The organism is Streptomyces pseudovenezuelae (genome assembly GCF_001513955.1).
Lineage (GTDB): Bacteria > Actinomycetota > Actinomycetes > Streptomycetales > Streptomycetaceae > Streptomyces > Streptomyces pseudovenezuelae.
The window spans coordinates 238,443-263,020 of record NZ_KQ948148.1; the positions used below are offsets into that span (position 1 = coordinate 238,443).

20 protein-coding genes and 1 pseudogene are annotated in these 24,578 nt (G+C 71.6%); 8 read left to right on the top strand and 13 right to left on the bottom strand.

The window, feature by feature from the left end:
* Nucleotides 1-432 precede the first annotated feature (432 nt).
* Nucleotides 433-4,395 carry a WD40 repeat domain-containing protein gene (locus AQI94_RS21495; RefSeq protein ID WP_031058701.1) on the top strand — a complete coding sequence of 1,321 codons (3,963 nt, stop codon included), beginning with the start codon at nucleotides 433-435 and terminating at the stop codon, nucleotides 4,393-4,395.
* Between the two features lie 194 nt (nucleotides 4,396-4,589).
* Nucleotides 4,590-5,222 (top strand): annotated as a pseudogene (locus AQI94_RS21500) (glycosyltransferase family 2 protein); the annotation flags it as partial.
* 13 nt (nucleotides 5,223-5,235) lie between these two features.
* Here AQI94_RS21500 and AQI94_RS21505 read toward each other — a convergent pair.
* The 3 genes from AQI94_RS21505 to AQI94_RS21515 all read right to left on the bottom strand — a co-directional run bounded on the left by AQI94_RS21505 (nucleotide 5,236) and on the right by AQI94_RS21515 (nucleotide 8,357).
* Nucleotides 5,236-6,471: an amidohydrolase family protein gene (locus AQI94_RS21505; protein WP_031058706.1), complete on the bottom strand. Its 1,236-nt coding sequence runs from the start codon at nucleotides 6,469-6,471 to the stop codon at nucleotides 5,236-5,238.
* 153 nt (nucleotides 6,472-6,624) lie between these two features.
* Nucleotides 6,625-7,335 (bottom strand): TIGR03943 family putative permease subunit, encoded by a 711-nt coding sequence (locus tag AQI94_RS21510; RefSeq protein WP_031058709.1) that lies wholly within the window; start codon nucleotides 7,333-7,335, stop codon nucleotides 6,625-6,627.
* Nucleotides 7,332-8,357 (bottom strand): permease, encoded by a 1,026-nt coding sequence (locus AQI94_RS21515; protein WP_031058711.1) that lies wholly within the window; start codon nucleotides 8,355-8,357, stop codon nucleotides 7,332-7,334. Before AQI94_RS21515 ends, AQI94_RS21510 begins: the two co-directional genes overlap by 4 nt.
* Before the next feature lie 219 nt (nucleotides 8,358-8,576).
* On the opposite strand from AQI94_RS21515, the gene AQI94_RS21520 reads away from it, so the two are divergent.
* The gene (locus tag AQI94_RS21520; RefSeq protein ID WP_031058713.1) at nucleotides 8,577-10,415 is read left to right on the top strand and encodes an NAD-binding protein; all 1,839 of its coding nucleotides are present in this window, start codon (nucleotides 8,577-8,579) and stop codon (nucleotides 10,413-10,415) included.
* A 148-nt stretch (nucleotides 10,416-10,563) separates the two neighbouring features.
* On the opposite strand, the gene AQI94_RS21525 is transcribed toward AQI94_RS21520, so the two are convergent.
* A complete protein-coding gene (locus tag AQI94_RS21525; RefSeq protein ID WP_031058715.1) occupies nucleotides 10,564-12,378 on the bottom strand; it encodes a S9 family peptidase in 1,815 nt (604 codons plus the stop codon).
* Nucleotides 12,379-12,528: 150 nt separating this feature from the next.
* Here AQI94_RS21525 and AQI94_RS21530 point away from each other — a divergent pair, with 150 nt between their 5' ends.
* Together AQI94_RS21530 and AQI94_RS21535 are read left to right on the top strand one after the other, a co-directional pair.
* Nucleotides 12,529-12,903, top strand: coding sequence for a nuclear transport factor 2 family protein (locus AQI94_RS21530; RefSeq protein ID WP_031058718.1), 375 nt, complete (start codon nucleotides 12,529-12,531; stop codon nucleotides 12,901-12,903).
* Nucleotides 12,904-13,170: 267 nt separating this feature from the next.
* Nucleotides 13,171-13,980, top strand: coding sequence for an SURF1 family protein (locus AQI94_RS21535; protein ID WP_031058721.1), 810 nt, complete (start codon nucleotides 13,171-13,173; stop codon nucleotides 13,978-13,980).
* 42 nt (nucleotides 13,981-14,022) lie between these two features.
* On the opposite strand, the gene AQI94_RS21540 is transcribed toward AQI94_RS21535, so the two are convergent.
* The 4 genes from AQI94_RS21540 to AQI94_RS21555 all read right to left on the bottom strand — a co-directional run bounded on the left by AQI94_RS21540 (nucleotide 14,023) and on the right by AQI94_RS21555 (nucleotide 18,552).
* Nucleotides 14,023-15,051 carry a serine-rich family protein gene (locus AQI94_RS21540; RefSeq protein WP_031058723.1) on the bottom strand — a complete coding sequence of 343 codons (1,029 nt, stop codon included), beginning with the start codon at nucleotides 15,049-15,051 and terminating at the stop codon, nucleotides 14,023-14,025.
* A 131-nt stretch (nucleotides 15,052-15,182) separates the two neighbouring features.
* A complete protein-coding gene (locus tag AQI94_RS21545) occupies nucleotides 15,183-15,752 on the bottom strand; it encodes a SigE family RNA polymerase sigma factor (protein WP_391270706.1) in 570 nt (189 codons plus the stop codon).
* 473 nt (nucleotides 15,753-16,225) lie between these two features.
* A complete protein-coding gene (locus AQI94_RS21550) occupies nucleotides 16,226-17,278 on the bottom strand; it encodes an aspartate-semialdehyde dehydrogenase (RefSeq protein ID WP_031058729.1) in 1,053 nt (350 codons plus the stop codon).
* Entirely contained in the window at nucleotides 17,275-18,552 is a 1,278-nt protein-coding gene (locus AQI94_RS21555) for an aspartate kinase (RefSeq protein ID WP_020124036.1), read from the bottom strand. Before AQI94_RS21555 ends, AQI94_RS21550 begins: the two co-directional genes overlap by 4 nt.
* 203 nt (nucleotides 18,553-18,755) lie before the next feature.
* On the opposite strand from AQI94_RS21555, the gene AQI94_RS21560 reads away from it, so the two are divergent.
* Entirely contained in the window at nucleotides 18,756-19,439 is a 684-nt protein-coding gene (locus AQI94_RS21560) for a response regulator transcription factor (RefSeq protein ID WP_031058733.1), read from the top strand.
* The gene (locus AQI94_RS21565) at nucleotides 19,436-20,776 is read left to right on the top strand and encodes a sensor histidine kinase (protein WP_031058736.1); all 1,341 of its coding nucleotides are present in this window, start codon (nucleotides 19,436-19,438) and stop codon (nucleotides 20,774-20,776) included. The genes AQI94_RS21560 and AQI94_RS21565 overlap by 4 nt, the downstream gene beginning before the upstream one ends.
* Here the strand turns inward: AQI94_RS21565 and AQI94_RS21570 are convergent.
* Nucleotides 20,742-21,242: an SgcJ/EcaC family oxidoreductase gene (locus AQI94_RS21570; RefSeq protein WP_031058738.1), complete on the bottom strand. Its 501-nt coding sequence runs from the start codon at nucleotides 21,240-21,242 to the stop codon at nucleotides 20,742-20,744. The genes AQI94_RS21565 and AQI94_RS21570 overlap by 35 nt on opposite strands.
* A gap of 151 nt (nucleotides 21,243-21,393) precedes the next feature.
* Here AQI94_RS21570 and AQI94_RS21575 point away from each other — a divergent pair, with 151 nt between their 5' ends.
* Nucleotides 21,394-22,119, top strand: coding sequence for a sulfite exporter TauE/SafE family protein (locus AQI94_RS21575; RefSeq protein WP_031058741.1), 726 nt, complete (start codon nucleotides 21,394-21,396; stop codon nucleotides 22,117-22,119).
* Between the two features lie 42 nt (nucleotides 22,120-22,161).
* Here AQI94_RS21575 and AQI94_RS21580 read toward each other — a convergent pair whose 3' ends face one another.
* From AQI94_RS21580 to AQI94_RS21595, 4 genes are all read right to left on the bottom strand, one after another.
* Nucleotides 22,162-22,578, bottom strand: a complete 417-nt coding sequence (locus tag AQI94_RS21580; protein ID WP_031058744.1) for an SsgA family sporulation/cell division regulator — start codon at nucleotides 22,576-22,578, stop codon at nucleotides 22,162-22,164.
* Nucleotides 22,579-22,700: 122 nt separating this feature from the next.
* Nucleotides 22,701-23,360 carry a DUF5063 domain-containing protein gene (locus AQI94_RS21585; protein ID WP_031058747.1) on the bottom strand — a complete coding sequence of 220 codons (660 nt, stop codon included), beginning with the start codon at nucleotides 23,358-23,360 and terminating at the stop codon, nucleotides 22,701-22,703.
* The gene (recR, locus tag AQI94_RS21590) at nucleotides 23,353-23,952 is read right to left on the bottom strand and encodes a recombination mediator RecR (RefSeq protein ID WP_007383602.1); all 600 of its coding nucleotides are present in this window, start codon (nucleotides 23,950-23,952) and stop codon (nucleotides 23,353-23,355) included. Before recR ends, AQI94_RS21585 begins: the two co-directional genes overlap by 8 nt.
* Nucleotides 23,953-24,031: 79 nt before the next feature.
* A complete protein-coding gene (locus AQI94_RS21595; protein ID WP_078902955.1) occupies nucleotides 24,032-24,376 on the bottom strand; it encodes a YbaB/EbfC family nucleoid-associated protein in 345 nt (114 codons plus the stop codon).
* Nucleotides 24,377-24,578: the final 202 nt, after the last annotated feature.

A 24,578-nucleotide genomic window follows, 5' to 3' on the forward strand; every position in this document is an offset into this window, starting at 1 on the left:
GGAGTCCGAACACGGCGGCCGCCTCGGCGAGCACCTCCGCCGACGGGTCCTGGAAACCGCCGACGATCTTCGCCACAGCCCTCTCCCGTCCTCTCGGATCAACCGGACCAAGTGTAGGGGCGGCACAGTGATCGTCCCGCTTCGTCCGGTACCGGTCCCTCCCCTCGTGGGGACCGGTACCGGACGGAAGCGGGTGACCGTGGGCAGAACGTGGCCGAGAACGTACGGCGCGCTGGTTGGAACGCGGGGCGCCGGGCTGGTGGCCTGTCATGGCGTCGCCCGTTGGCTGCGCCGCAGGGCCATGATCCTGCCAGCCGGGGGACCCGCAGAGGAGGTTCCGGTGCTGGAGACAGTGCGTTACCGCAGGTCAGCCATATAAAGTGAGTTTTCCGGTCCGGATTCAACCGCGAGGGAAGTAAGGGGTGGAAGACCTTGAGCTCCGACTCAGGAGCACGCACGGCCTTCGCGGAGCGTCTCGCACTGTTGTACAGAGAGGCCGGAAATCCGCCCCTCAAGCGCGTCTCCGAGGGAGTCGGCCGGCTGCAGCGGGTCGACGAGCGGGGACGGCCCGTCCGGGTCTCCGCGCAGCGGATCAGCGACTGGCGCCGGGCCCGTAACGTCCCCGCTCAGTTCACCGCCCTCGCGGCCGTGCTGCACATCCTCATTCCCGAAGCCCGGCGGATCAGTCCCACCCCCGTCTCGGCCGGCCTGTACGACCTCGGGCAGTGGCAGCGGCTGTGGGAGCGCGCGCTGGCGCCGGACGAGGACGAGAACCCCCAGCCGGAGCCGCCCGCCGGGGTCTGCCCGTACCGCGGCCTCGCCTCCTACCGGCAGGAGGACGCCCGCTGGTTCTTCGGCCGGGAACGGAGCACGGAGGCCCTGGTCAAACTGCTCCGCTCGGCGGCCGACACCGGCACCGGCGGTCTGGTGATGCTCGTGGGCGCCTCGGGCGCGGGCAAGTCCTCGCTGCTCAACGCCGGTCTGGTGACGGCCCTGGAGGACGGCGCGCTCGGCGGTACCGGCGAGGACGGCGACCGCAGGGTCGTTCAGCTCGTCCCGGGCGCCGATCCGCTCACGGAGCTGACCGCTCGTATACCCGAGCTGAAACCGCTCGTCTGCGGCACCGACACCGGCGGACCGGACATCGACCATCCCCCGGAATTCCCGCACGCCGTCCGGGAAGCGGTCGCCTCGTGGGCTCAGCGCGAGGCCGCCGCCGCCCGGCCGGTAGTGATCGTCGACCAGTTCGAGGAGGCGTTCACGCTCTGCTCGGACGAGACGGCCAGGCGTACGTTCGTCCGGCTGCTGCACGCCGCGTGCACGCCCGCCGGCCCGGACGTCCCCGCGCCCGCCCTGGTCCTGCTCGGCATCCGCGCCGACTTCTACGAGCGCTGCCTGGACCATCCCGAGCTGGCCGACGCGCTCCAGCACCGGCACATGGTGCTCGGACCGCTCACCGACGGGGAACTGCGCGAGGCCGTGACGGGTCCGGCCCGGGCCGTGGGCCTGGAGCTGGAGCCGGGGCTCGCGGAGCTGATCGTGCGCGAGGTGAGCGCCGACGGTCCGCGCGGCGCCCATGACGCGGGCGTACTGCCGTTGCTCTCGCACGCCCTGCTCGCGACCTGGCAGCGCCGCAAGGCGGGCCGGCTGACGCTGGCCGGCTACCGCGCGGCCGGCGGTATCCAGGGCGCGGTCGCGGCGACCGCAGAGCGGGCCTGGACGGGTCTGGACCCGGCGGCCCGTACGGCGGCCCGGCTGCTCCTGCTGCGTCTGGTGCGGCTGGGCGAGGACACCCAGGCCACCCGCCGGCGCGGCACCCGGCGCCAGCTGGCCGCCGAGTCGACGGACCCGGGCAAGACCGAGGAGTCCCTCGAAGCGCTGGTGCGGGCCCGGCTGGTGACGCTGGACGCGGACACCGTGGAGATCACCCACGAGGCGCTGCTGACGGCATGGCCCCGGCTGCGCGAGTGGATCGACGAGGACCGCAGCGACCATCTGCTGCGCCAGCGCATCGAGGAGGACGGCCGCTCCTGGGAGGGCTCCAACCGCGACTCCTCGCTGCTGTACCGGGGATCGCGGCTGGAACAGGCCCGCACCTGGGCGAAGTCCGCCGGGGACACCTATCTGACCCGCAGCGCGGTGGAGTTCCTGGCCGCCTCGGTCCGGCTGCGCCGGCGTACCGTCCTGATCGCCCGGGGCGCGGTGTCGGCGCTGGTCGTCCTCGCGCTGGTGGCCGTCGGTTCGGCGGTGGTCGCCTGGCAGCAGCGCAACGACGCCGTGTTCGAGCAGGTCGTCGCGGAGGCGGACCGCGTCCAGTACACGGATCCGTCGCTGTCCGCCCGCATCGACCTGGTCGCGCACCGGCTCAGGCCCGACGACGAGGGCACCAACACCCGGCTGATCTCCATCGTCAACGCGCCGCTGGCCACCCCGCTGACCGGCCACAGCGGCGCCGTGTACCTGACCTCGTTCAGCCCGGACGGAAAGCTCCTCGCGAGCGCCAGCTACGACCGGACCGTCCGGCTGTGGGACGTCAGCGACCGCCGGCACCCCAGGGCGCTGGGCAAACCCCTCGCCGGCGGCACCAGCTGGGTGAGCAGCGCGGTCTTCAGCCCGGACGGCAGGACGCTCGCCGCCGCCGGGGACGACGGGAGGATCCGGCGGTGGGACCTCGCCGACCCGCGTCACCCGAAGCCCCTCGGCGCTCCCCTGACCGGCCATCGCGGCACCATCTACCTGATCGCGTTCAGCCCGGACGGGCGCACGCTGGCCTCCGCCGGTGAGGACCGCACCGTACGCCTGTGGGACACGCGGGGCGCGAAGCGGCCGCCGACCGTTCTGAGCGGGGCCGGTGCCGCCGTGCGGTCCGTGGCGTGGAGCCCCGACGGGCACACCGTGGCCGCCGGGGGCGACGACAACTCGATCCGGCTGTGGGACACCACCGACGTACGGCGGCCCCGGGCGTACGACAGGGTGCTGCAGGGGCACACGGGACTGGTGCACTCGGTCGCCTTCAGCCCGGACGGGACGGAGCTGGCCAGCGGCAGCGCGGACGACAGCGTCCGGCTGTGGGACGTGCGGGACCCGGCCGACGCGAGCCAGATCGGCTCGCCGCTCACCGGTCACACCGGTCCGATCTGGTCCGTGGCCTTCAGCCCGGACGGCAGGATGCTGGCCGCCGCCAGCGCGGACAGCACGGCGAGTCTGTGGAACGTGAGCGACCCGGCGTACCCCTCGAAGGTCGGCGAGCCGCTCGCCGGGAGCAGCGGTGAGATGTACGCGCTGGGCTTCAGCCCCGACGGCCGGACGCTCGTGACCGGCAGCGGCGACAGCAAGGTGCGCCTGTGGTCGATCCCGGCGGGCGACCTGGTGGGCAGCAGCGGGGCGTTCCGGCGGGACGGCCAGGTGCTCGCCACGGCCGGGCGGGACGGGCGGATCCGGCTGTGGAACGTGACGGACCCCGGCCGGCCCGTGGCGCTGGGCAAGCCGTTCACCCCGGTGGTGCGCGACCCGTTCTCCCAGGTGCTGTTCTCCCCCGACGGCCGCACGCTCGCGGTGCTCACCACCGGCCGGGTCCACCTGTGGAACGTCACCGACCCGGCCCACCCCGTGCCCTACGGCCCGGCGCTCGTCCTGCACTCCAGGTTCATGGGTCCCGACGCGCTGGCGTTCAGCCCGGACGGGCGCACCCTGGCCACCGCCTACGACAGCCGCAGCCTCCAGCTGTGGGACGTCACCGACCCGGCGCACCCGGTGTCCCACGGTCCGATCTCCGGGCACCGGGGGTACATCGACAGCCTGGTCTTCAGCCCGGACGGCGGGACCCTGGCCAGTGGCAGCGCGGACGGCACGATCCGCCTGTGGAAGGTGACGGACCCAGCTCGCCCGGCCCTGCTGCGCAAGCCGCTCACCGGGCACACCGGGCCCGTCAACGTGCTGGTCTTCAGCCCGGACGGGCACACCCTGGCCAGTGGCGGCGACGACGACACGGTCCGGCTCTGGGACGTGACCGATCCCGCCCGCGCCCTGCAGACGGGTGCGGGGCTCACCGGGCACTCCGAGGCGGTCGTGTCGCTGACGTACAGCCGCGACGGCTCCACGCTGGCCAGCGGCGGCAACGACAACACGGTCCGGCTCTGGGACGTGGCCGACCCGTCCGCGGCCGGTCCCATCGGGCAGTCGATGAGCCCCAGCGCCAAGACGGGCAGCTTCCTGTCCTTCAGCCCCGACAGCCGGATGCTCGGGGTCTCCAGCGGCGCGGACACGATCCGGCTGTGGGACCTGGACGTCGACGACGCGATCAGCCGTATCTGCGCCACCACGTCGAACGTGCTGACCCGCCCGGTCTGGGAGGAGTACCTGCCACGGCTCTCGTACGATCCTCCGTGCGACTGAAGCGCATTACGTGATCCCGCTCACAACTCCTCCCCGCAGCGGAGCAGTCCGCTCCCGCTGTTCCTGCGGCCTTGTTAGTCTTGGCCACAGCCCGACCGCTGGTGCATCCCCCGTCGCCAGCGGTCGGGTCTTTTCGTTCGTGATCCCGTTTTGGTCCGGGGCCGTGCGCATGACGATCATCACGGCCGTCCAGGCGCTGGGTGATACAGGAGGACGGCCGGACGGACGAGGTGCGCCCGTGCATCCCCGACGACCCCCGGGTGACGTTTCGTCAGGGCCGCCCCGGCGGGCCGGGGGTCGCCCGCACCATCGCGCTCGCGCACGCGACGGGGCCGTACGTGAAGATCCTGGACGCCGACGACCTGCTCACCCCGGACGCCCTCGCCCGGGACCTGGCCGCGCTGGAGGCCGATCCCGCGCTCGGCTGGGCCACCTCCCGGGCCCTGGACCGGCTCCCCGACGGCTCCACGATCGCCTCCCCCGGCGACCCCGAGGAGGGCCCGCTCGCACCCGGCGCGCTGCTCGCGCACTGGAAGGCCCACGCCTTCCCGCTGGTCGTCCCCGGCACCCTGTTCGTCCGCCGTGAGCTGCTGCTCGCCCTCGGCGGCTGGATGGCCCTGCCCGCCTCCGAGGACACCGGCCTGCTGCTGGCCCTGGACGCGGTGAGCCGCGGCTGGTTCACCGCCGAGCCCGGCCTCCTGTACCGCAAGTGGGAGGGCCAGGTCACCGGGCAGGCGGCGCACGTGGACCCGGCGGAGCGGGCGGCCCGCGTGGCCGTGACGGAGGCCCGGGCGCGGGCGCCGGCCTCCCTCGACTGGAGCCGCTGACCGGCTTGTGGGGCTACCGGTCGAAGTCGAGCCCCAGCATCCGGATCGCGTTGCCGCGCAGCAGCTTGTAGGTGACGTCCTCGGACAGCCCGGACACGTGCTCCCACGCGACCTTCTTGGTGTGCGGCCAGGTCGAGTCGACGTGCGGGTAGTCGGTCTCGAAGGTCGCGTTGTCCACGCCGACGGTCTCGATCGCCTCGATGCCGTGCTTGTCGCGGAAGAAGCAGCAGAAGATCTGCCGGTAGTAGTACGTCGACGGCGGCTCCGGGATCAGGTCCCTGACCCCGCCCCAGGCCCGGTGCTCCTCCCAGACGTCGTCGGCGCGTTCCAGGGCGTACGGGATCCAACCCATCTGGCCCTCGCTGTAGGCCAGTTTGAGCCGCGGGAACTTCACCAGGACCCCGGAGAAGAGGAAGTCCATCATCGAGGCCATGGCGTTGTTGAAGGACAGGGAGGCCTGCACGGCGGGCGGGGCGTCGGGGGACGCGGCCGGCATCTGCGAGCTGCTGCCGATGTGCATGTTGACGACCGTCCCGGTCTCCTCGCACACGGCGAAGAACGGGTCCCAGTAGCCGGAGTGGATCGACGGCAGCCCCAGATAGGTCGGGATCTCGCTGAAGGTGACGGCCCGTACGCCCCGTTCGGCGTTGCGGCGGATCTCCGCGACGGCGAGCTCGACGTCCCACAGCGGGATCAGGCACAGCGGGATCAGCCGTCCCGCGCTGTCCCCGCACCACTCCTCGACCATCCAGTCGTTGTAGGCGCGCACACAGGCGAGCCCGACCTCCTTGTCCTTTGCCTCGGCGAAGGTCTGCCCGCAGAAGCGGGGGAAGGTGGGGAAGCACAGGGAGGCCTCGACATGGTTCATCTCCATGTCCTCGACCCGCGCCTTGGGGTCCCAGCAGCCCCGCCGCATCTGCTCGCGGGTGATCCCGTCGAGGGTCATCTCGTCCCGCGAGAAGCCGACGGCCGCAATGATCCGCTTGTACGGGAAGAGGTCTCCCTCGTACTCCCACCAGTCCGTGAGCTGGCCTTCCGGATCGGTGGTGAACCGGTACTTCCCGCCGACGTACGCGAGGTCCCCGATGCCGGCGGTGAGCGGCTTCGGCCCCCTGTCCCGGTACTTCGCCGGAAGCCAGGTCTCGAAGAGGTGCGCGGGCTCGATCACGTGATCGTCCACGCTGATCACTTTGGGGATGTCCCCGATGCCCGGTCCCGTTCCGGTTCCGCTCTCGCTGGTGACGGCCATTGCCTGCCCCCTAGCCGGTATCTGATGGATCGTCAGATTGCAGGCTAGGGGGAGGCACCCGCATCGGCAAGGGCCGGACGGGTCGGAACGACGTCACGGCGCCGCGCCCTTGGCCGACCGCACCGCATCCGGCACTCGCACGGACCGCTCGCGTCAGTTGTTCCAGGTCTCGTCGTACGGGTCGTGCGGTGTGGGGACCGGCTCGGCCTTCGTGACCTGGAGGTACGGGATCGGGCCGCCGTTCACCGAGTCCTTGGTCCGCTTGGCGGTGTAGGTGCCGGTGACCTGGAGCCAGCCGTCCGGCTTGAGGACCGGCGGGATCTGCCCGGTGAGGCCGACCTTGACCGGCTGGGCGTCCGCCGCACAGCAGTTGAGGGCCATGCGGACCAGATAGGGCGCGCCAGAGCGGTCCAGGGCGACGAACCCGGTGACGGTGATCTGCCGTCCGGCCAGGCCCCGGCCGTGCTCGTAGACGGCCCGGCCCGCGTAGTCGGCGAGTCCGAGCCGCAGGGGTCCGCTCCGCGGGAGCTTCATATAGCCGTACGACTGCTGCAGGGCCGTGCCCGTGCGCATCGCGCTGTAGGAGCCGAGGGCGGGCGGGGCGACGAGGATCAGGGCGAAGAGGGGGAGGACGAGGAGCCAGGAGACGCGGGGTTCGCGGTGGGGGTGTTCCTCCTCCTTGGCTTTGGCCCGCCACTCGTACCAGGCCGTCGCCAGCGCCGTCACGATCAGGACGACCCCGGCCGCCAGGACCAGCGGGCGCAGGCCCGCCTTGACGTAGCGGAGGTAGAGATCGGTGAGGCCCGCGTGCAGGAGGGCCGCGCCGAGGACGAACAGGACCGCCGACTGTGCCTGCCGGTTCACAACATCACCAGCCCGGTCAGCACGGACACGACGATCGCCAGGGCGAGGGTGGCGGGCGCGAAGCGCAGGGCGAAGGCGCGGCCGAAGGTGCCCGTCTGCATCGCGAACAGCTTGAGGTCGATCATCGGGCCGACGACCAGGAAGGTCAGCCGGGCGGTCAGCGAGAACTGGGTGAGCGAGGCGGCCACGAACGCGTCCGCCTCCGAGCAGATCGACAGCACCACGGCGAGCGCGGCGAGGGCCAGCACCGCGATCACCGGGTTCTCCGCGGCCGTACGCAGCCATGTCTGCGGGACCACCGCCTTCAGGGTCGCCGCCGCCATCGCGCCCACGACCAGGAAACCGCCCGCGTGCATCACGTCGTGCCGGACCGACCCCCAGAAGGCGGCCCCCTTGCCCTGGCCCTCGTACGAGTGACGGGCCGGCTCCTTCAGCAGGTCGGTGCGGCCGAGGCGCAGCCACAGCCAGCCCATCGCGCAGGCCACCAGCAGGCTCGCGACCAGCCGGGCCACCACCATCTCGGGATCGCGCGGGAACGCCACGGCGGTCGCCGTCAGCACGATCGGGTTGATCGCCGGGGCGGAGAGCAGGAAGGCGAGGGCCGCGGCCGGGGTGACACCGCGCCGGACCAGCGCCCCCGCCACCGGCACCGACGCGCACTCGCAGCCCGGCAGCACCACGCCCGCCGCCCCCGCCACCGGAACCGCGAGGACGGGGTTGCTCGGCAGGGCGCGGGCGAAGAACGACGGCGGCACGAACACCGCGATCGCCGCCGACAGCAGCACGCCGAGCACCAGGAAGGGCAGCGCCTGGACGAGCACGGCGACGAACACCGTCATCCAGCTCTGCATGACCGGCGCGCCCAGCGCCCCACGGATCGGCCCCTGGAGCAGCACCACCAGCAGCATCAACAGGGTCAGCACGAGGGGGGAGTTCAGGCGCCGTTCGGCCGCGTCCGGCGGTGCCGGGCGCGGGTCCTCGCCGGTGTCCCGCGTGGGCGGGGGTGCTTTGGTGACGGACACGGCCGGGGTCCCTCCGGGGGTGGGGTGCTGGTTTCCCTGTCCGTGCGTACGGCGGGGAAGGTCCGATTGCTCAGCGTGCGGGGCGTTTTGGGGATTTCTTGGCAGAGGGACTCGGGAAGGGGCGGACGTGGCGACATCCGTCCCGGTGAGGCAGTCTTCTCCCTCGTGGGGAGCGTTCCGAACCAGGGTCCCGGACTGCCGGGCGACACGGCCGCGCACATGGTGGTGTGCGGGGACGACGGGCTCGCGCACCGGCTGGCGGCCGAACTCAGAGGGGTCTACGGCGAGCAGGTCACGCTCGTCGTACCGGCCTCCGAACGGTCCGTGCGGCCGCCGGTGGTGGTGCGGGCCCGCTCCGCGTCCGCTCTGCTCGACCGGGTGGTGACCGCGGCCGCCGGCCTGACCGGCAACGGCAACGGCGCTGTCGCCGCCGCCGGCGAACCCCCGGGCGGCATACGGCTGATGGAGGCCGCCGAGCCCAACGAGGCGGCGCTCGCCGGGGCGGGCGTGGAACGCGCGGACGCGCTCGCGCTCGTGTACGACGACGACGAGACCAACATCCGCGCCGCCCTCACCGCCCGCCGCCTCAACCCCCGGCTGCGGCTCGTCCTGCGGCTCTACAACCGGCGCCTCGGCCAGCACATCGAGGAGCTCCTCGACCAGGCGTCCGCGCTGGCCACCGGCGGCCCGGCCGACGGGTCCGGCTTCGACGCCTCCACGACCGTGCTCTCCGACGCCGACACCGCCGCGCCCGCACTGGCCGCCACCGCCCTCACGGGCACCAGCAAGGTCCTCCAGACCGGCGGTCTGCTGCTGCGGGCGGTCGAACGGCCGCCGGCCGGCGACGGGGTGAGCCCCGCTCCGGGGCTTGCCACGCTCGCCCTGCTCTCGCCGACCGACAGTGCCGGGCCCGGCGGCGACCAGGGCCCGACGCTGCTGCCGGACGCGGCCACGGTACGGGAGGGCGGCGGGCGCACGACCGTCGTGCTGGAGCAGGTGTCGTACGCCGGGCCCGCGCTGCCCGACGGGCGGGGGGTGATGCCCTGGTTCGCCTCGCTGTTCTCGCGGCGGCTGCGGTGGTCGCTGGCCGGGATGGTGGGCTGCGTGGTCGCGCTCGCCGTCGCGCTGTGGCTGGTGACCGGGATCCATCCGCTGCGCGCCTTCTATCTGACACTGCTCGACCTGTTCGCGATCGACGACCCCGCGATCGGCCAGTCCGTCGGGCGGCAGATCCTGCAGCTGCTGTCCGGACTCGCCGGGCTGCTGCTCCTGCCGGTGCTCCTCGCGGCGGTCCTGGAGGTCCTCGGCACCTTCCGCACCACGTCCAGCCTGCGCAAACCGCCCCGGGGTCTCGGCGGCCATGTCGTGCTGCTCGGGCTCGGCAAGATCGGCACCCGGGTGCTGACCCGGCTGCGGGAGCTGAACATCCCCGTGGTGTGCGTCGAGTCCGACCCCGAGGCGCGCGGACTGGCCACAGCGCGCCGGCTGCGGGTGCCGGTGGTGCTCGGGGACGTCACGCAGGAGGGCGTCCTGGAGGCCGCCAAGATCCACCGCGCGCACGCACTGCTCGCGGTGACCAGCGCGGACACCACGAATCTGGAGGCCGTGCTGTACGCCCGGGCCGTCCACCCCGACCTGCGGGTGGTGCTGCGGCTGTACGACGACGACTTCGCGACGGCGGTGTACCGGACCCTGAGGGCCGCCCACCCCCGGGCCTCCACCCGCAGCCGCAGCGTCTCCCACCTGGCGGCCCCCGCCTTCGCCGGGGCGATGATGGGCCGCCAGATCCTGGGGGCGTTCCCGGTGGAGCGGCGGGTGCTGCTGTTCGCGGCGGTGGACGTGGGCGGGCATCCCCAGCTGGAGGGCAGGACGGTGGGCGAGGCGTTCCGGGCCGGGTCCTGGCGGGTGCTGGCCCGGGAGGAGTCCGGGGACTCCCCGGGGCTGGTGTGGGACCTGCCGGACACATATGTGCTCCAGGCCTCGGACCGGGTGGTGCTGGCGGCCACGCGGCGGGGGCTCGCGGAGTTGCTGGGGCGCAGGGGCCGGGCGGCGGCGTAGCCGTACGCGAAGGCCGTGCCGGGTCGGGCGGTGGTGCGGCTGCGGGCAGGTGGGGGCCGATCGCGCAGTTCCCCGCGCCCCTTGGGTGGGTACAGCTCGTCCGACTTCGACCGCACCCACCTGAGGACAAGGGAAACTGCGCTCCCGCCTACCCCAAATGCCTCGCCGCGAAGTCCAGTTCCAGCTTCACCTGCTTGATCCGCTCGTCCACCACCAGCGAACCGTGACCCGCGTCGTACCGGTACACCTCGTGCACCGCTCCCCTCGTCTCCAGCCGCTTCACGTAGTTGTCGATCTGGCGGATGGGGCACCGCGGGTCGTTGACGCCCGCCGAGATGTACACGGGAGCCTTGACCTGGTCCACGTACGTCAGGGGCGAGGACGCCTCGAAACGCTCCGGGACCTCCTCCGGCGTACCGCCCAGCAGTGTGCGGTCCATCGCCTTCAGCGCCTCCATCTCGTCGTGGAACGCCGTGACGTAGTCGGCGACCGGGACCGCCGCGATCCCGAGCGTCCACGCGTCCGGCTGGGTGCCGAGGCCGAGGAGGGTGAGATAGCCGCCCCAGGAACCGCCCGTGAGGATCAGCCGGCCGGGGTCGGCGAGGCCGGACGTGATCGCCCATTCCCGCACCGCCGCGATGTCCTCCAGCTCGATCAGGCCGACCCGGTGCTTCAGCGCGTCGGTCCACTCGCGCCCGTAGCCCGTGGAGCCGCGGTAGTTGACCCGGACGACCGCGTACCCGTGGTCCACCCAAGCCGCCGGACCCGCGGCGAAGGAGTCGCTGTCGTGCCAGGTCGGGCCGCCGTGGATGTCGAAGACCGTCGGCAGCGGTCCCGTGGTGCCCGCCGGCCGCTGGACCAGGGCGTGGATCCGGCCCCCCGGACCCTCCACCCACACGTCCTCCACCGGTACCGAACCGGGGGACTTCAGACCCGGCGGGTCCAGGACCACCTCGCCGGTCGTCGAGCGGACCGCCGACGGCTCGGCGGCGGAGGACCACAGGTACTCCACGCTGCCGTCGGGGCGGGCCGTCGCCCCGGAGACCGACCCGGGCGGGGTCGCGACCTTCTCCAGCTTGCCGCTCTCCAGGTCGTACCGGAAGAGCTCGCTGCGGGCCTCGAAGCTGTGCGCGATGAGCAGGCCCGTGCCGTCCGGGTACCACTCGGCGCCCACGTCACCGGGCAGGTCCAGGGCGAGGTCGGTCTCCTCCCCCGTGGCCACGTCCCACACCAGCGGCTCCCAACGGCCCCGCCGCTGATGGCCGATGAGCAGCCGGGTGTCCCCGTCGACCGGGGCGAAGCCCAGGACCTCCAGGCCCAGTTCCTCGGTGCCGCCCCGGGTGTCGTCGAGTTCGGCGACCGCTCTGCCGTCGGGGCGCACCACGCGCAGCGCCGAGTGCATCGCGTCGCCGTGTTCGGTGTGCTCGATCGCGATCAGCGAGCCGTCGTGGGAGAGGTCCCCGACGCCGGCCGACTCGCGGTGCCGGTAGATCTCCACCGGGTCCTCGCCGGTGCGCACGAGGTGGACCGAGGTGCCCTCGTCGTCGGTGGAGCGGCCCACGACCGCCGTACGGCCGTCCCGGCCCAGGGCCAGGCCCGCCGGGTAGGAGGGCTCCAGGCCCGGTGCGGCGGGCTCGTCCGCGCCGCCCTCGAAGGGCTGGCGGCGCCAGACGCCGAACTCGTCGCCGTCCTTGTCGTCGAACCACCAGATCCACGCGCCGTCCGGGGAGAGCACGCCGTCCGTGGTGCCGTTGGGCCGGTCCGTGACCTGCCGCTGGACGCCGGTGGCCCGGTCCCAGGCGTACAGCTCGTAGGTCCCCGTGGCGTTGGACACGAACAGGGAGCGGTCGGGGGCGTCCTCCGCCCAGTCGGGCAGCGACACCCGGGGCGCCCGGAATCGCTTCTCCCAGTCCGGCATCTCGTCGTTCCGCTCGGCCGCGGCGGACCCGTTGCTCTCAGTCATGACCCCATACTGCCCGCCTTCACAGACAATCCGCAGACCAGGCCCCCAGCCTGTGGACAACTTCTACCCGCCGCTTACCCGGAGCCCCGCGACCAGGCCGGAAAGGCCGTCCCGGGCCCGTTGTCAGTGGCGGGGTGCACACTCGTCCCCATGACCGATCTGCGCGAGACCGTGGAGCGTTTCTGGGCCTTCGCCGAGGCCCGCGACTGGACCGCGTTCGCGGACACCCTGGCCGAGGACGTCGTCTACACCCTGCCGCAGACCCGCGAGCGCATCAGCGGGCGGAAGCGGTACGTCGAGTTCAACCGCGAGTACCCGGGCGACTGGCATCTGCGGACGGAGCGGATCGTCGCCGAGCCGGACCAGGTCGTCACCTGGGTGCACGTCACGGTGGGCCTGGAGGAGATGTACGGCATCTCGTTCTTCACCGGGGACGACAGCGGCCGGATAGCCACGGTCACCGACTTCTGGCCGGAGCCGTACGAACCCCCGGCGGGCCGCGACCACCTCACCGAGCGGTACTGACCGTTCCTGGCCGCCCGCTTTCGCTCCACATCCGGCGCCGACGGATCGTGTCCGTGGTCCGGAAGGGGAGGGCGGGGTCCCTCACGCGCGGGGACACGCCGGTCGGCCCGGACGGTCCGATGCCCCGCACGATCACTCCGGTCGTGTGGGGGGGTGTCGTCCGTCGCCGGACGACGACTCCGCCGTCAGACCCCGCTTACGCGCCGCCCACGTCTCTGTCCCAACCCCGCGCCCCGCCGCCCGGAAGCGGCCCCGTACCGTGGGAGTGTGTACCGGTTTCTGCTGACACCTCGCTGGTTTGGCATCAACGTCTTCGTGCTGCTCGCCATCCCGTTCTGCATCTTCATGGGGTCGTGGCAGCTGAGCCGGTTCGAGGACCGGATGACGGAGAGCCGGGACGCGAAGCAGTCGGTCGTCACCGACGAGCGGGAGGCCGCACGGCCGCTGGCCGAGCTGCTGCCGGTGGACAAGGCGACCTCCGGCAAGCAGGTCACCGCGACCGGCCGGTACGACAAACAGCTGCTCGTCCCCGACCGGCAGGTGGACGACCGCGAGGGCTACTACGTCCTGACGCTGCTGCGCACCGACGGCGGCGAGGCCCTGCCCGTGGTGCGGGGCTGGCTGCCCGGCGCCCCCGACCCGGCGAAGGTCCCGGCCGCGCCGAAGGGCGAGGTCACCGTCACCGGTGCGCTCCAGGCCTCGGAGACCCCGGGGGACAACGGCGTCAGTGCGCGGGGCGGGCTTCCGGCCGGGCAGACCTCGGCGATCAGCGCGGCCTCCCTGATCAACCTGGTGCCGTACGACGTGTACGACGCGTGGGTCACCCTCAACACCGGTGACTCGGGGATGAAGGCGGTGCCGGCGACGGCGCCCGCGGACAGCGGGCTGGACCTCAAGGCCTTCCAGAACCTCGGCTACACCGGCGAGTGGTTCGTCTTCGCCGGCTTCGTGGTCTTCATGTGGTTCCGTCTGGTGCGCCGCGAGGTGGAGTTCATCCGGGACGCCGAGCTGGGCATCGTCCCGGACGACGAGGGGCAGCGGTCCGAGGAGCAGCCCCAGGAGACGGCGAGCGCCTGAGGCCGGGCGTCCCCCGACGCCCTTCGCCCCGCCGCGGCCCGGTCACGCCGACGGCAGCACGCCCGTCGAGTAGACAACCCCCGCGCACGCGTTGGACACCGTCGTGGACACCGACGGTCCGCCGCCCTCCGCCGTGTTCGTCACCAGGACGCTGCCGTCGAGGGTGCCGCCCTCCGTGAGGAGCTGGGTGGAGGTGCCGGTGTCGCCACCGGTGGAGGAGCCCTCGCTGGTGGAGGTGTCGGGGGAGGTCGAGGGATCTGGGCTGGGGTCGGTCGAGGGTTCCGAGGTGGGACAGGTCTCGGACGGCACCCAGGCGAACTTCACGTCGTAGGAGGAGCCCGGCTGGAGCACCAGCTGGGAGACCTCCTGGGAGGGGTCGGGCAGCCCCGCCGAGGCCGCGTCACCCGACGCGTGCCGCTGCGTGACGATCTTGCTGCTGTCGGCCGCGCCCTGCGCGCTCGTCGTCACGATGCCGGGCCCCGTGACCGTACACGCGGCGGTGGAGCCGTTGGTGACGTGGAAGGTGCCGTAGACCGTCCCGGAGGCGTCGGGCACCGCGGTGCTCGCCGTCGGGGTGCCGAGCTGGGCGGCCGTACAGACCGGGGCGCTCGTGGAGGTCGTGGCCGACGGGTCGGTGCCGCTGCCGGCGCCGGTGCTCGCGCCCGCGGTCTTGCCCTTGTCCTCGCCCTTCGTGCCGCCCTTGCCCTTGTCCTCGGTCTTGCCCGCGGAGCCGCCGGAGGTGGACTCGCCGCCGTTCTCCTGCTTGCCCTGGCCCGCGCCGCCCTGCATCTGGGAGGTGTGCCCGGCGTTGGAGGTGTTGGCACTGGTGCCGGTGGAGGAGACGTGCACGACGGCGGGGATCGCGGTCCCGAAGAAGAGGGCCGCGGCCGCCATGCCGACGACGGCCTGCCGCTTGCGTGCCCGTCGTGCGGGCACCGCCTTGCGCAGATGGTCCAGGGTGCCGTCCCGCGGCTCCATCTCCTGGACCGCCTGGTGCAGCAGTCGTCGCAGTGCCAGCTCGTCCGAGTCGAACTCCCCCGTGGAGCTCAGATCGTCGGGGCCCTGATTCACAGTTCCGTTCCCAGCGTGCGATTGCTTGTGCTCTTGCCGCGCCGCCCAGGTCGGCTCGTGCTTGCCTTCCCCGGTCGGCTCATGCCACGCGTAAGGCTCGTGGCGCCGTCCCTCGGAATCACCCTCGCCACTCACACCGGCTCCTCCATCGCGACCCGCAGCGCGGCGATCCCGCGGGAGCCGTACGCCTTCACGGAGCCCAGCGAGATGCCGAGCGTATCGGCGACCTGGGCCTCGGTCATGTCCGAGAAGTAGCGCAGGACCAGGACCTCGCGCTGGCGGCGCTGCAGGCCCTTCATCGCCTTGATGAGGGAGTCGCGCTCCAGCAGGTCGTAGGCCCCCTCCTCGGCGCTCGCCATGTCGGGCATCGGCTTGGACAGCAGCTTGAGTCCGAGGATGCGCCGGCGCAGGGCCGAGCGGGAGAGGTTGACGACCGTCTGGCGCAGGTACGCGAGCGTCTTCTCCGGGTCGCGGACGCGTTTGCGTGCCGAGTGGACGCGGATGAAGGCCTCCTGGACGACGTCCTCGCAGGAGGCGGTGTCGTCGAGCAGAAGAGCCGCGAGACCCAGCAGGGAGCGGTAGTGCGCCCGGTAGGTCTCGGTGAGGTGGTCGACGGTGGTTCCGGCTGCCGCGGTGTCCTCGGCGTACTCGGCTCCGTCACGCTGACTGGGTATGCGGGCGGGCGGCCTCGCTGCGGGCATGGGCGCGATCACCGGCATGCCACCGGGCGCCCCGGGCCTGCGGGGCCGGAGGACAGCCGCGCCGCTCGGCGCGGCAGGGAAGTCGAGTACCTGAGCCACGACAGTTGGACACGCTCACCCCGGTGAGGGTTGTACGCGGCCGTCCATCTTCTCTCAGGCAGCACAACTGACCGTGCGTCAAACGCGCTCATGCCTACCCGCTCTTCCCCTGTGTCCTGAATGGCCGAGGCGTCCCCACGCCTCGCAAGCATCCCCGCACCCCTGAAAGGGCGTTCGCAAAGACGCTCCCCGCCCTTCGCACGGTTGCGGAGAGCGGGGAGGAAAATCTTCGGACGTCCAGGCGCCGGGATCAAGTGGTACGGACTATTGGTCGCACCACATGTCGCACACAGATCCTACAAAGGGTTCCGGCCACGGCCAGGACTTTTCCGGTACGCACAACTGCGTACGACAGATCCGGCGGCGGACGAACGTCACCCGAACTCGGCCGCGACTAGCTCCGCGATCTGCGCGGTGTTGAGCGCGGCACCCTTGCGCAGGTTGTCCCCGCACACGAAGAGTTCGAGCGCGGTGGGGTCGTCGAGGGCCCGCCGGACCCGCCCCACCCAGGTGGGATCGGTGCCGACGACATCGGCGGGAGTGGGGAACTCCCCGGCCGCCGGATCGTCGAAGAGGACGACCCCGGGGGCGGTCGCGATGATCTCGCGCGCCTTGCGGACGGTGACCTCGCCCTCGAAGCGGGCGTGGACGGTGAGGGAGTGCACGGTGACCACCGGCACCCGCACACAGGTCACGGCGACCGGCAGGTGGGGCAGTCCGAGGATCTTGCGGGACTCGTCACGCACCTTCATCTCCTCCGAGGACCACCCGTCCTCACGCAGCGACCCGGCCCACGGCACGACGTTCAGCGCGACCGGCTCCGGGAACGGCCCGGTGTTGTCGCCGACGGCCCGCCGCACATCACCGGGGTGCGTGCCGAGCTCGGTGCCCGCGACCAGGGACAGCTGCTGGCGCAGGGTCTCGACGCCGGCCCGGCCCGCGCCGCTCACCGCCTGGTACGAGGACACCACCAGCTCCCGCAGCCCGAACTCGGCGTGCAGCGCGCCCAGGGCCACGATCATGGAGAGGGTCGTGCAGTTGGGGTTGGCGATGATCCCGCGCGGCCGCATCCGGGCCGCGTGCGGATTGACCTCGGGCACCACGAGGGGCACGTCCGGGTCCATCCGGAAGGCGCCGGAGTTGTCCACGACGACGGCTCCGCGCGCGGCGGCGACCGGCGCCCACTGCGCGGCCACCTCGTCGGGCACGTCGAACATGGCGACGTCGACCCCGTCGAAGGCCTCCTCCGACAGGGCCACCACCTCGACCTGCTCCCCGCGCACGGCCAGCTTGCGGCCGGCCGAGCGCGGGGAGGCGATCAGTCGGATCTCGCCCCAGATGTCCGCGTGCTGGGACAGGATCTGGAGCATGACCGTGCCGACGGCCCCGGTCGCGCCTACGACCGCGAGCGTCGGACGTACGGTCATCGGCCGGTGCCTCCGTAGACCACGGCCTCGTCGCTGTCGGAGTCGAGCCCGAAGGCGCTGTGCACGGCGCGGACGGCCTCGGCCACGTCGTCGGCGCGGGTGACGACCGAGATACGGATCTCGGAGGTCGAGATCAGCTCGATGTTCACGCCGGCGTCGGACAGGGCGGTGAAGAAGTCGGCCGTGACGCCCGGGTTGGTCTTCATGCCCGCGCCCACGAGCGAGATCTTGCCGATCTGGTCGTCGTAGCGCAGCGAGTCGAAGCCGATGCCGGACTTGTTCTTCTCCAGGGCGTCGATGGCCTTGCGGCCCTCGGCCTTGGGGAGGGTGAAGGAGATGTCCGTCAGCCCGGTGGAGGCGGCGGAGACGTTCTGCACGATCATGTCGATGTTGATCTCGGCGTCCGCGATCGTGCGGAAGATGACCGCGGCCTCACCCGGCTTGTCCGGCACGCCGACGACCGTGACCTTGGCCTCGGAGGTGTCGTGCGCGACACCGGAGATGATGGCCTGCTCCACCTGCTTGTCCCCTTGCTCGATCGGCTCACTGCTCACCCACGTGCCCTGCAGCCCGCTGAAGGACGACCGGACGTGGATCGGGATGTTGTAGCGACGGGCGTACTCCACACAGCGGTGGAGCAGCACCTTCGAGCCGGAGGCGGCGAGCTCCAGCATGTCCTCGAAGGAGATCCAGTCGATCTTCTTCGCCTTCTTCACCACCCGCGGGTCGGCGGTGAACACGCCGTCGACATCGGTGTAGATCTCACACACCTCGGCGTCGAGGGCGGCCGCGAGCGCCACGGCGGTGGTGTCGGAGCCACCGCGGCCGAGCGTGGTGATGTCCTTCTTGTCCTGGCTGACGCCCTGGAAGCCGGCGACGATGGCGATGTTGCCCTCGTCCAGGGCCGTACGGATACGGCCCGGCGTGACGTCGATGATCCGGGCTTTGTTGTGGACCGAGTCGGTGATGACGCCGGCCTGGCTGCCGGTGAAGGACTGGGCCTCGTGACCCAGGTTTTTGATCGCCATGGCCAGCAACGCCATGGAGATTCGCTCTCCGGCGGTCAGCAGCATGTCGAACTCACGCCCGGCAGGCATGGGAGAGACCTGCTCGGCGAGATCGATCAGCTCGTCCGTCGTGTCGCCCATCGCGGAAACGACGACGACCACCTGGTGGCCGTTCTTCTTCGCTTCGACGATTCGCTTGGCGACGCGCTTGATGCCTTCGGCATCGGCTACGGAGGAGCCTCCGTACTTCTGCACGACAAGGCCCACGTGCGCTCCTCGCTCAGTCCGTGTGTGTCGGCTCAGTTTACCGAGCACCCGAATTCCACCTCCGCGGTATCGCATCGTGAGATTCGGACGCCCAGGTCAGCGCATGCCCATTCGTGGACCTCGGGAAAAGTGCACCGCGTCACATGGCCCCATGGGACCCCTGCGACAAGGGTGAATTAAGTTTCAAGGATTAGGGTGCGGCTGTGCGCGTACTTCTGGTGGAAGACGATGAGCCGGTCGCCCAGTCCCTGAGGCGAGGCCTGATCCGCTACGGGTTCGAGGTCGAGTGGGTCTCCACCGGCGGGGCCGCGCTGAGCCATGAGGACCCCTACGACGTCGTCCTCCTCGATCTCGGCCTGCCGGACACCGACGGTCTCGACGTGTGCCGGGCACTGCGCGAGCGCGGGGACGTGCCGATCATCGTGATCAGCGCGCGCAGCGACGAGACGGACCGGGTGGTCGGGCTGGAGCTTGGCGCCGACGACTACGTGACCAAGCCGTTCGGGGTCCGGGAGGTCATCGCGCGGATACGGGCCGTGATGCGGCGCGCGCAGCCCCGTACCGGCGTCGCGGCGGGCCCCGACGCCTACGGCGCCCGTCTGACCATCGACCGCAAGGCCGCCCGGGTCCGGCTCGACGGCGAGGAGGTGCCCCTGACTCCCAAGGAGTACGACCTGCTGGCCTTCCTCACCGAGGAGCCGGGCGCGCTGATGTCGCGCGAGCAGATCATGGAGGCGGTCTGGGACGCGAACTGGTTCGGGCCGACCAAGACGCTGGACGTGCATGTGGCGGCGCTGCGGCGCAAGCTCGCCGGGGCGGTCGTCATCGAGGCGGTCCGGGGCGTGGGCTTCCGCCTGGAGATCGCCAAGGACGCCGGGGTCTCATGAACCGGCAGCTCATCCGGAGTTACATCCTGCTGGTCGCGGTGGCCATCTTCCTGTTCACCGTCCCGGTCGCCTTCACGCTGACCAAGCAGCTGCGGGACGACACCCGGCAGTCGGTCCTGCGCGAGGCGAACACCATGGCGCTGCTGCTGAGCAACGGCACCAGCACCTCGTGCGAGGCCCTGACCGAGGTGGCCACGGCCTACGGCGACGTCCAGGCGACCCCCACCGCCCGCTGCGACCCGAAGCTGCCGGTCCCCGTGGCGGACGCGGCGCTGCGGCGGGCCGTGGACAAGAACGAGCCGACCACCGACTGGGGCTCCGACTTCGTCTGGGGCAGGCATCTGGAGGTCACCGTCCCCGCGAAGGGCGACGCGGCCGTACGGATCGTCTACTCGACCTCGGACATGACCAGACGCCTCTGGCAGATCTGGGGCTTCCGGGCCGGACTCGCCGTGCTGGTGCTCGCGGCGGCCGCCGCGATCGGGGCGTACGCAGCCCGCCGGATCACCGCTCCGCTGCGCGAACTCAACTCCATGGCCAGCAAGTTCAGCGACGGCGACCTCACCGCGCGGTCTCCCGTGACGGGTCCGCCGGAGACCCAGACCCTCGCGCGCACCCTGAACCAGGGCGCCGAACGTCTGGACACACTGGTGGCCTCGCAGCGCATCTTCGTGGCGGACGCCTCGCACCAACTGCGCACCCCGCTCACGGCCTTGCGCCTCTCACTGGACAACATCGCGGACGGGGTGGACGACGAGTCCGTCCGGGAGGACGTGGAGCAGGCGACGGCGGAGGTGGTCCGGATGAGCCGCCTGGTCAACGGTCTGCTGGTGCTGGCGCGGGCGGAGGCCAAGGTGGCGGCCGCGGAGCCGCTCGTGCTGAGGGACATCGTGGACGAACGGCTGACGGTGTGGAGGCCGGCCGCCGACGAGCGCGGAGTCACCATCGCGCTCAGGGGGAGTGTTGTCGACGACCGGCCGTCTGTGCTGGCCAGCCCCGGTCATCTGGACCAGGTGCTGGACAACGTGCTCTCGAACGCCCTGGAGGTCTCGCCGGACGGCGGGCGGATCACCGTCGAGGTCGAGTCCCGGGCGGACACGGTGGTGCTGTCGGTGCTCGACGAGGGGCCGGGCATGCCCGACGCCGACAAGGCCCGCGCCTTCGACCGCTTCTGGCGCGGCCAGGGCCTGACCGGACGCTCCGGATCGGGTCTCGGCCTCGCCGTCGTCCGGCAGTTGGTGACCGACGACGGCGGAACCGTGACGCTGGCGGACGCGCCGGGGGGCGGGCTGAAGGTGGAGATCACCCTTCGGGCATCGCCGAGGAGTGGTGGTTGACGATCTTCCACGCGCCGCCCCGCTTCTCGTACTCGTACGTGTAGCGGGCCTCGACGACACGCTTGTCGCCGCTCTTCGGGTCGGTGAGCGTGAACTCGTAGACGCCGGTGTCGAGAGCGGAGTTGCTGTCGAGGACGTTGACGATCGTCTGGACCTTCTTGCCGACCGGCTTGTTCCGCAGGAAGTGCTCGAAGTAGTCGACGATGCCGGCGCGGTCGGTGCGGACCTTGTTGGAGACGGTGGGCAGGAGGACCGCGTCCTTGGCGTACAGGTTGGCGACCTTCTCGGCGTCGCCGGTCTGCAGGGCGGCGTTCCAGGTGTCGAAGAGGTGGGCGATCTGCTTCTTGGAGGGCTTGTTCGCGTGCTCCGGTCCGGCGGTGGCCGCGACCGTGCCAAGGGTGCCGACGGCCACGAGCGCGGTGGCGGTGACGAGGGCTGCGCGCTTGGTTATGGAACGACGGGTCATCGCTGTCTCCAGTGCGGTGAGAGGTGGTGCCGTGAAGTGACTCCAGACTCGCTTCGCGCTGGTTAGGGTCCGTGCAGCCGATGTACAGGGCGGAGACAGGGCTCGTGCAATTGACGCCGGGTGCGCGCTGGTTCACCTACCGTGAGGAACCATGACCGTGACGGCGGATGTGCTCCTGGCGGGAATCGTGCTGCTCGGCTCCTGCGTGCAGTGGCTCACGGGAATGGGCTTCGCCCTGGTCGCCGTGCCCGCGCTGATCCTGCTGCTCGGCCCGGCACAGGGCGTCGTGCTGGCCAACTGCGCGGCCGGGGTGATCTGTCTGGTGGGGCTGGCCGGCGGATGGCGGCTGGTGCGGCCGCGCGCGATGGTGCCCTTGTGCGCGGCGGCGGCCTGCACGGTCCCGGCGGGCACCTGGGTCACCCGTCGACTCCCCCAGCCCTGGCTCCTGTTGGTGATGGGCGGCCTGGTGACGGTGGCGGTGCTGCTCGTCCTGCGCGGCGCCCGGGTGGCCGCCCTGCGCGACACCCGGGGTGCCGTGTTCGCGGGCGCGGCGGGCGGGTTCATGAACTCCGCGGCGGGGGTGGGCGGCCCGCCGTTCTCGCTCTACGCCGTCAACGCGGGCTGGACGGTACGGGAGTTCGTCCCGAACGCAATGTTCTACGGCGTGATCGTGAACGCGTTCTCGGTGGCGTCGAACGGGGTGCCGGGGCTGCGGGGCCCGCAGTGGGTGCTGGTGATCGCGGCGATGGGGGCGGGCGGACTGACCGGCAGGTGGCTGGCGTCCAGGACACCGGAGAGGCGGGCCCGCCTGATCGTCCTGCTGCTGGCCCTGGCGGGCGGGATCACGGCCGTGGGAAAGGGGCTGTGGGCCCTGTGACCCCCCGGCCCGGCCCACCGGGCCCCCGACCGCCGAGGCGCCTCACACGCGCCCCCCGTACAGCGCCACCAGGCCGTGGTCCAGCTCCGCTCCCACGGTCTCCTCGCCCGCGGCGACGACCGTGTACGTGCGGGCCAGGAAGCGGGTCAGGTCCGCGGTGGCGAATCTGAGCACGGCGACGCCCTGCGCGGCACGGAACTCGACGTAGGTGTGGGCCGAACCGGCCGGCCGGACCCGGACGTTGCCGACACCGGCCGGCGCCCGCAGTCCCTCGCCCAGCAGGACCCGGGCGAAGGTCCACGTCGTGACCTCTCCGTCGACCGTGACGTGCGGCGGGAAGTCGACGTGCACGGCCGCGGGGTCGGCGGAGCTGAAGCGCAGGGTCGCGGGGATCGCGAGCTCCCGGTCCGTGGCCGTGATCAGGCGAGCGCCTGTCGGCTGCTGGAGGGTGACGTGCACGAGGAGCTCCAAGTGGGCGGGGGCACGGGCCGGGTGTGGCCGTTGTGCAGTGAGACCACCCCGGGCACCCGCGCATTACGCCGTTTCGGACGCCACCTCGTATGACGCCCGTCACACCAGCGCTACTTGGGCTGGTGCAGCCCCAGCGGACCGGCGATCTCCTCCACCATCACCCGGCCCGCCTCGATCTCCAGCGTCTCGTCGCCCATCGCCTGGTCGGTGTCGAGGCCGTCCAGTTCCGCCAGCGGCTGGTTCAGGCGTACGTGCGCCACGATCGACTGCAGGGCGCGCAGGGTCGCGGACGCCGTGGAGCCCCAGTTGGAGAAGTACGAGAACTGCCACCACCACAGGGCCTCGGAGGTACGGCCCGCGCGGTAGTGGGCCATGCCGTGGCGCAGGTCGGTGATGACGTCGGTCAGGTCGTCGGAGATCCGGGCCGGGACCGGCGCCTTGCGGGGCTCGTAGGGGTCGAAGACCTCGGAGTAGACGTCGATCGGGTCCAGCAGCCGGGCGAGGTTCTCGCGGAGTTCGTCCACGTCGGCGTCCGGGCCCGTGTCGGGCTCGTAGCGCTCGTCGGGGACGATGTCCTCGTGGGCGCCCAGGCGGCCGCCGGCCAGCAGGAGCTGGGAGACCTCCAGGAGCAGGTAGGGGACGGCCGAATCGGGTTCGTCGCCCTTCGCCACCTCCATGACGGCCACCAGGAAGCTCTCGACCTGGTCGGCGATCTGGACCGCGAAGTCGTCGGGGTCCTGGGCAGTCTCGTGCAGTGCGGCGTCAGACATCTAGGAGTCGTCTCCCCTCGAAGGCGCGGCCGAGGGTCACCTCGTCCGCGTATTCCAGGTCGCCACCCACCGGGAGGCCGCTGGCCAGGCGGGTGACCTTGAGGCCCATGGGCTTGATCATGCGGGCGAGGTACGTCGCCGTGGCCTCGCCCTCCAGGTTCGGGTCGGTGGCCAGGATCAGCTCCGTGACCGTCCCGTCGGCCAACCGCGCGAGAAGTTCCCTTATCCGCAGGTCGTCCGGACCGACACCCTCGATGGGGCTGATGGCACCGCCGAGCACGTGGTACTTGCCGCGGAACTCACGGGTGCGCTCGATCGCGACGACGTCCTTCGGCTCCTCCACCACGCAGATGACGGAGAGGTCGCGGCGGGGGTCGCGGCAGATGTTGCACAGCTCTTCCTGCGCCACGTTGCCGCAGGTCGCGCAGAAGCGGACCTTCGCCTTGACCTCCATCAGGCACTGCGCGAGACGCCGTACGTCCGTCGGCTCCGCCTGCAGGATGTGGAAGGCGATCCGCTGGGCGCTCTTGGGACCGACGCCGGGCAGCCGCCCCAGTTCGTCGATCAGGTCCTGGACCACGCCTTCGTACAACGGACTGCCGTCCTTCCTGGGATTCCTTGCGATACGTACGCTAGTTGGCCGACACCCGACTTAGAAAGACGGGGCCCTCCTAGAAGGGCAGCCCGGGGATGCCGCTGCCGCCGCCGAGGCCCTGCGCGAGCGGGCCGAGCTTCTGCTGCTGGAGGGTCTGGGCGTTCTCGTTGGCCGCCTGTACGGCCGCCACGATCAGGTCGGCGAGGGTCTCGGTGTCCTCCGGGTCCACCGCCTTCGGGTCGATCTTCAGCGCGCGCAGTTCACCGGCCCCGGTGACGGTGGCCTTCACCAGACCGCCGCCCGCCTGGCCGTCGACCTCGGTCCCGGCGAGTTCCTCCTGCGCGCTCGCCAGGTCCTGCTGCATCTTCTGGGCCTGCTGAAGCAGCTGCTGCATGTTGGGCTGGCCACCACCGGGGATCACGATCAGCTCCTGTGTCGGTACGGCTGTGCGGGCGAGGTTTTTCCTCTCTGGCACGAGCCTACGTGGTCGGGACGGGCGTCGCCCCAGCACTCTTTCGAGTGAGTCGGCCTGGAGTCCTATACCTGATCAAGGCCCTCTTCCGAGCGGAAAAGCGACCAAAGCACCCCCTTCGCCACCCATTGGGCGGTAGGAAGGATCCCCG

Coding starts and splice junctions, on each gene's coding strand:
- AQI94_RS21570 (WP_031058738.1), bottom strand. CDS start 21,242: ATGACCCGTCGTTCCATAACCAAGCGCGCAGCCCTCGTCACCGCCACC.
- AQI94_RS21530 (WP_031058718.1), top strand. CDS start 12,529: ATGACCGATCTGCGCGAGACCGTGGAGCGTTTCTGGGCCTTCGCCGAG.
- AQI94_RS21550 (WP_031058729.1), bottom strand. CDS start 17,278: ATGACCGTACGTCCGACGCTCGCGGTCGTAGGCGCGACCGGGGCCGTC.
- AQI94_RS21565 (WP_031058736.1), top strand. CDS start 19,436: ATGAACCGGCAGCTCATCCGGAGTTACATCCTGCTGGTCGCGGTGGCC.
- AQI94_RS21545 (WP_391270706.1), bottom strand. CDS start 15,752: ATGCCCGCAGCGAGGCCGCCCGCCCGCATACCCAGTCAGCGTGACGGA.
- AQI94_RS21575 (WP_031058741.1), top strand. CDS start 21,394: ATGACCGTGACGGCGGATGTGCTCCTGGCGGGAATCGTGCTGCTCGGC.
- AQI94_RS21520 (WP_031058713.1), top strand. CDS start 8,577: ATGGTGGTGTGCGGGGACGACGGGCTCGCGCACCGGCTGGCGGCCGAA.
- AQI94_RS21525 (WP_031058715.1), bottom strand. CDS start 12,378: ATGACTGAGAGCAACGGGTCCGCCGCGGCCGAGCGGAACGACGAGATG.
- AQI94_RS21505 (WP_031058706.1), bottom strand. CDS start 6,471: ATGGCCGTCACCAGCGAGAGCGGAACCGGAACGGGACCGGGCATCGGG.
- AQI94_RS21585 (WP_031058747.1), bottom strand. CDS start 23,360: ATGTCTGACGCCGCACTGCACGAGACTGCCCAGGACCCCGACGACTTC.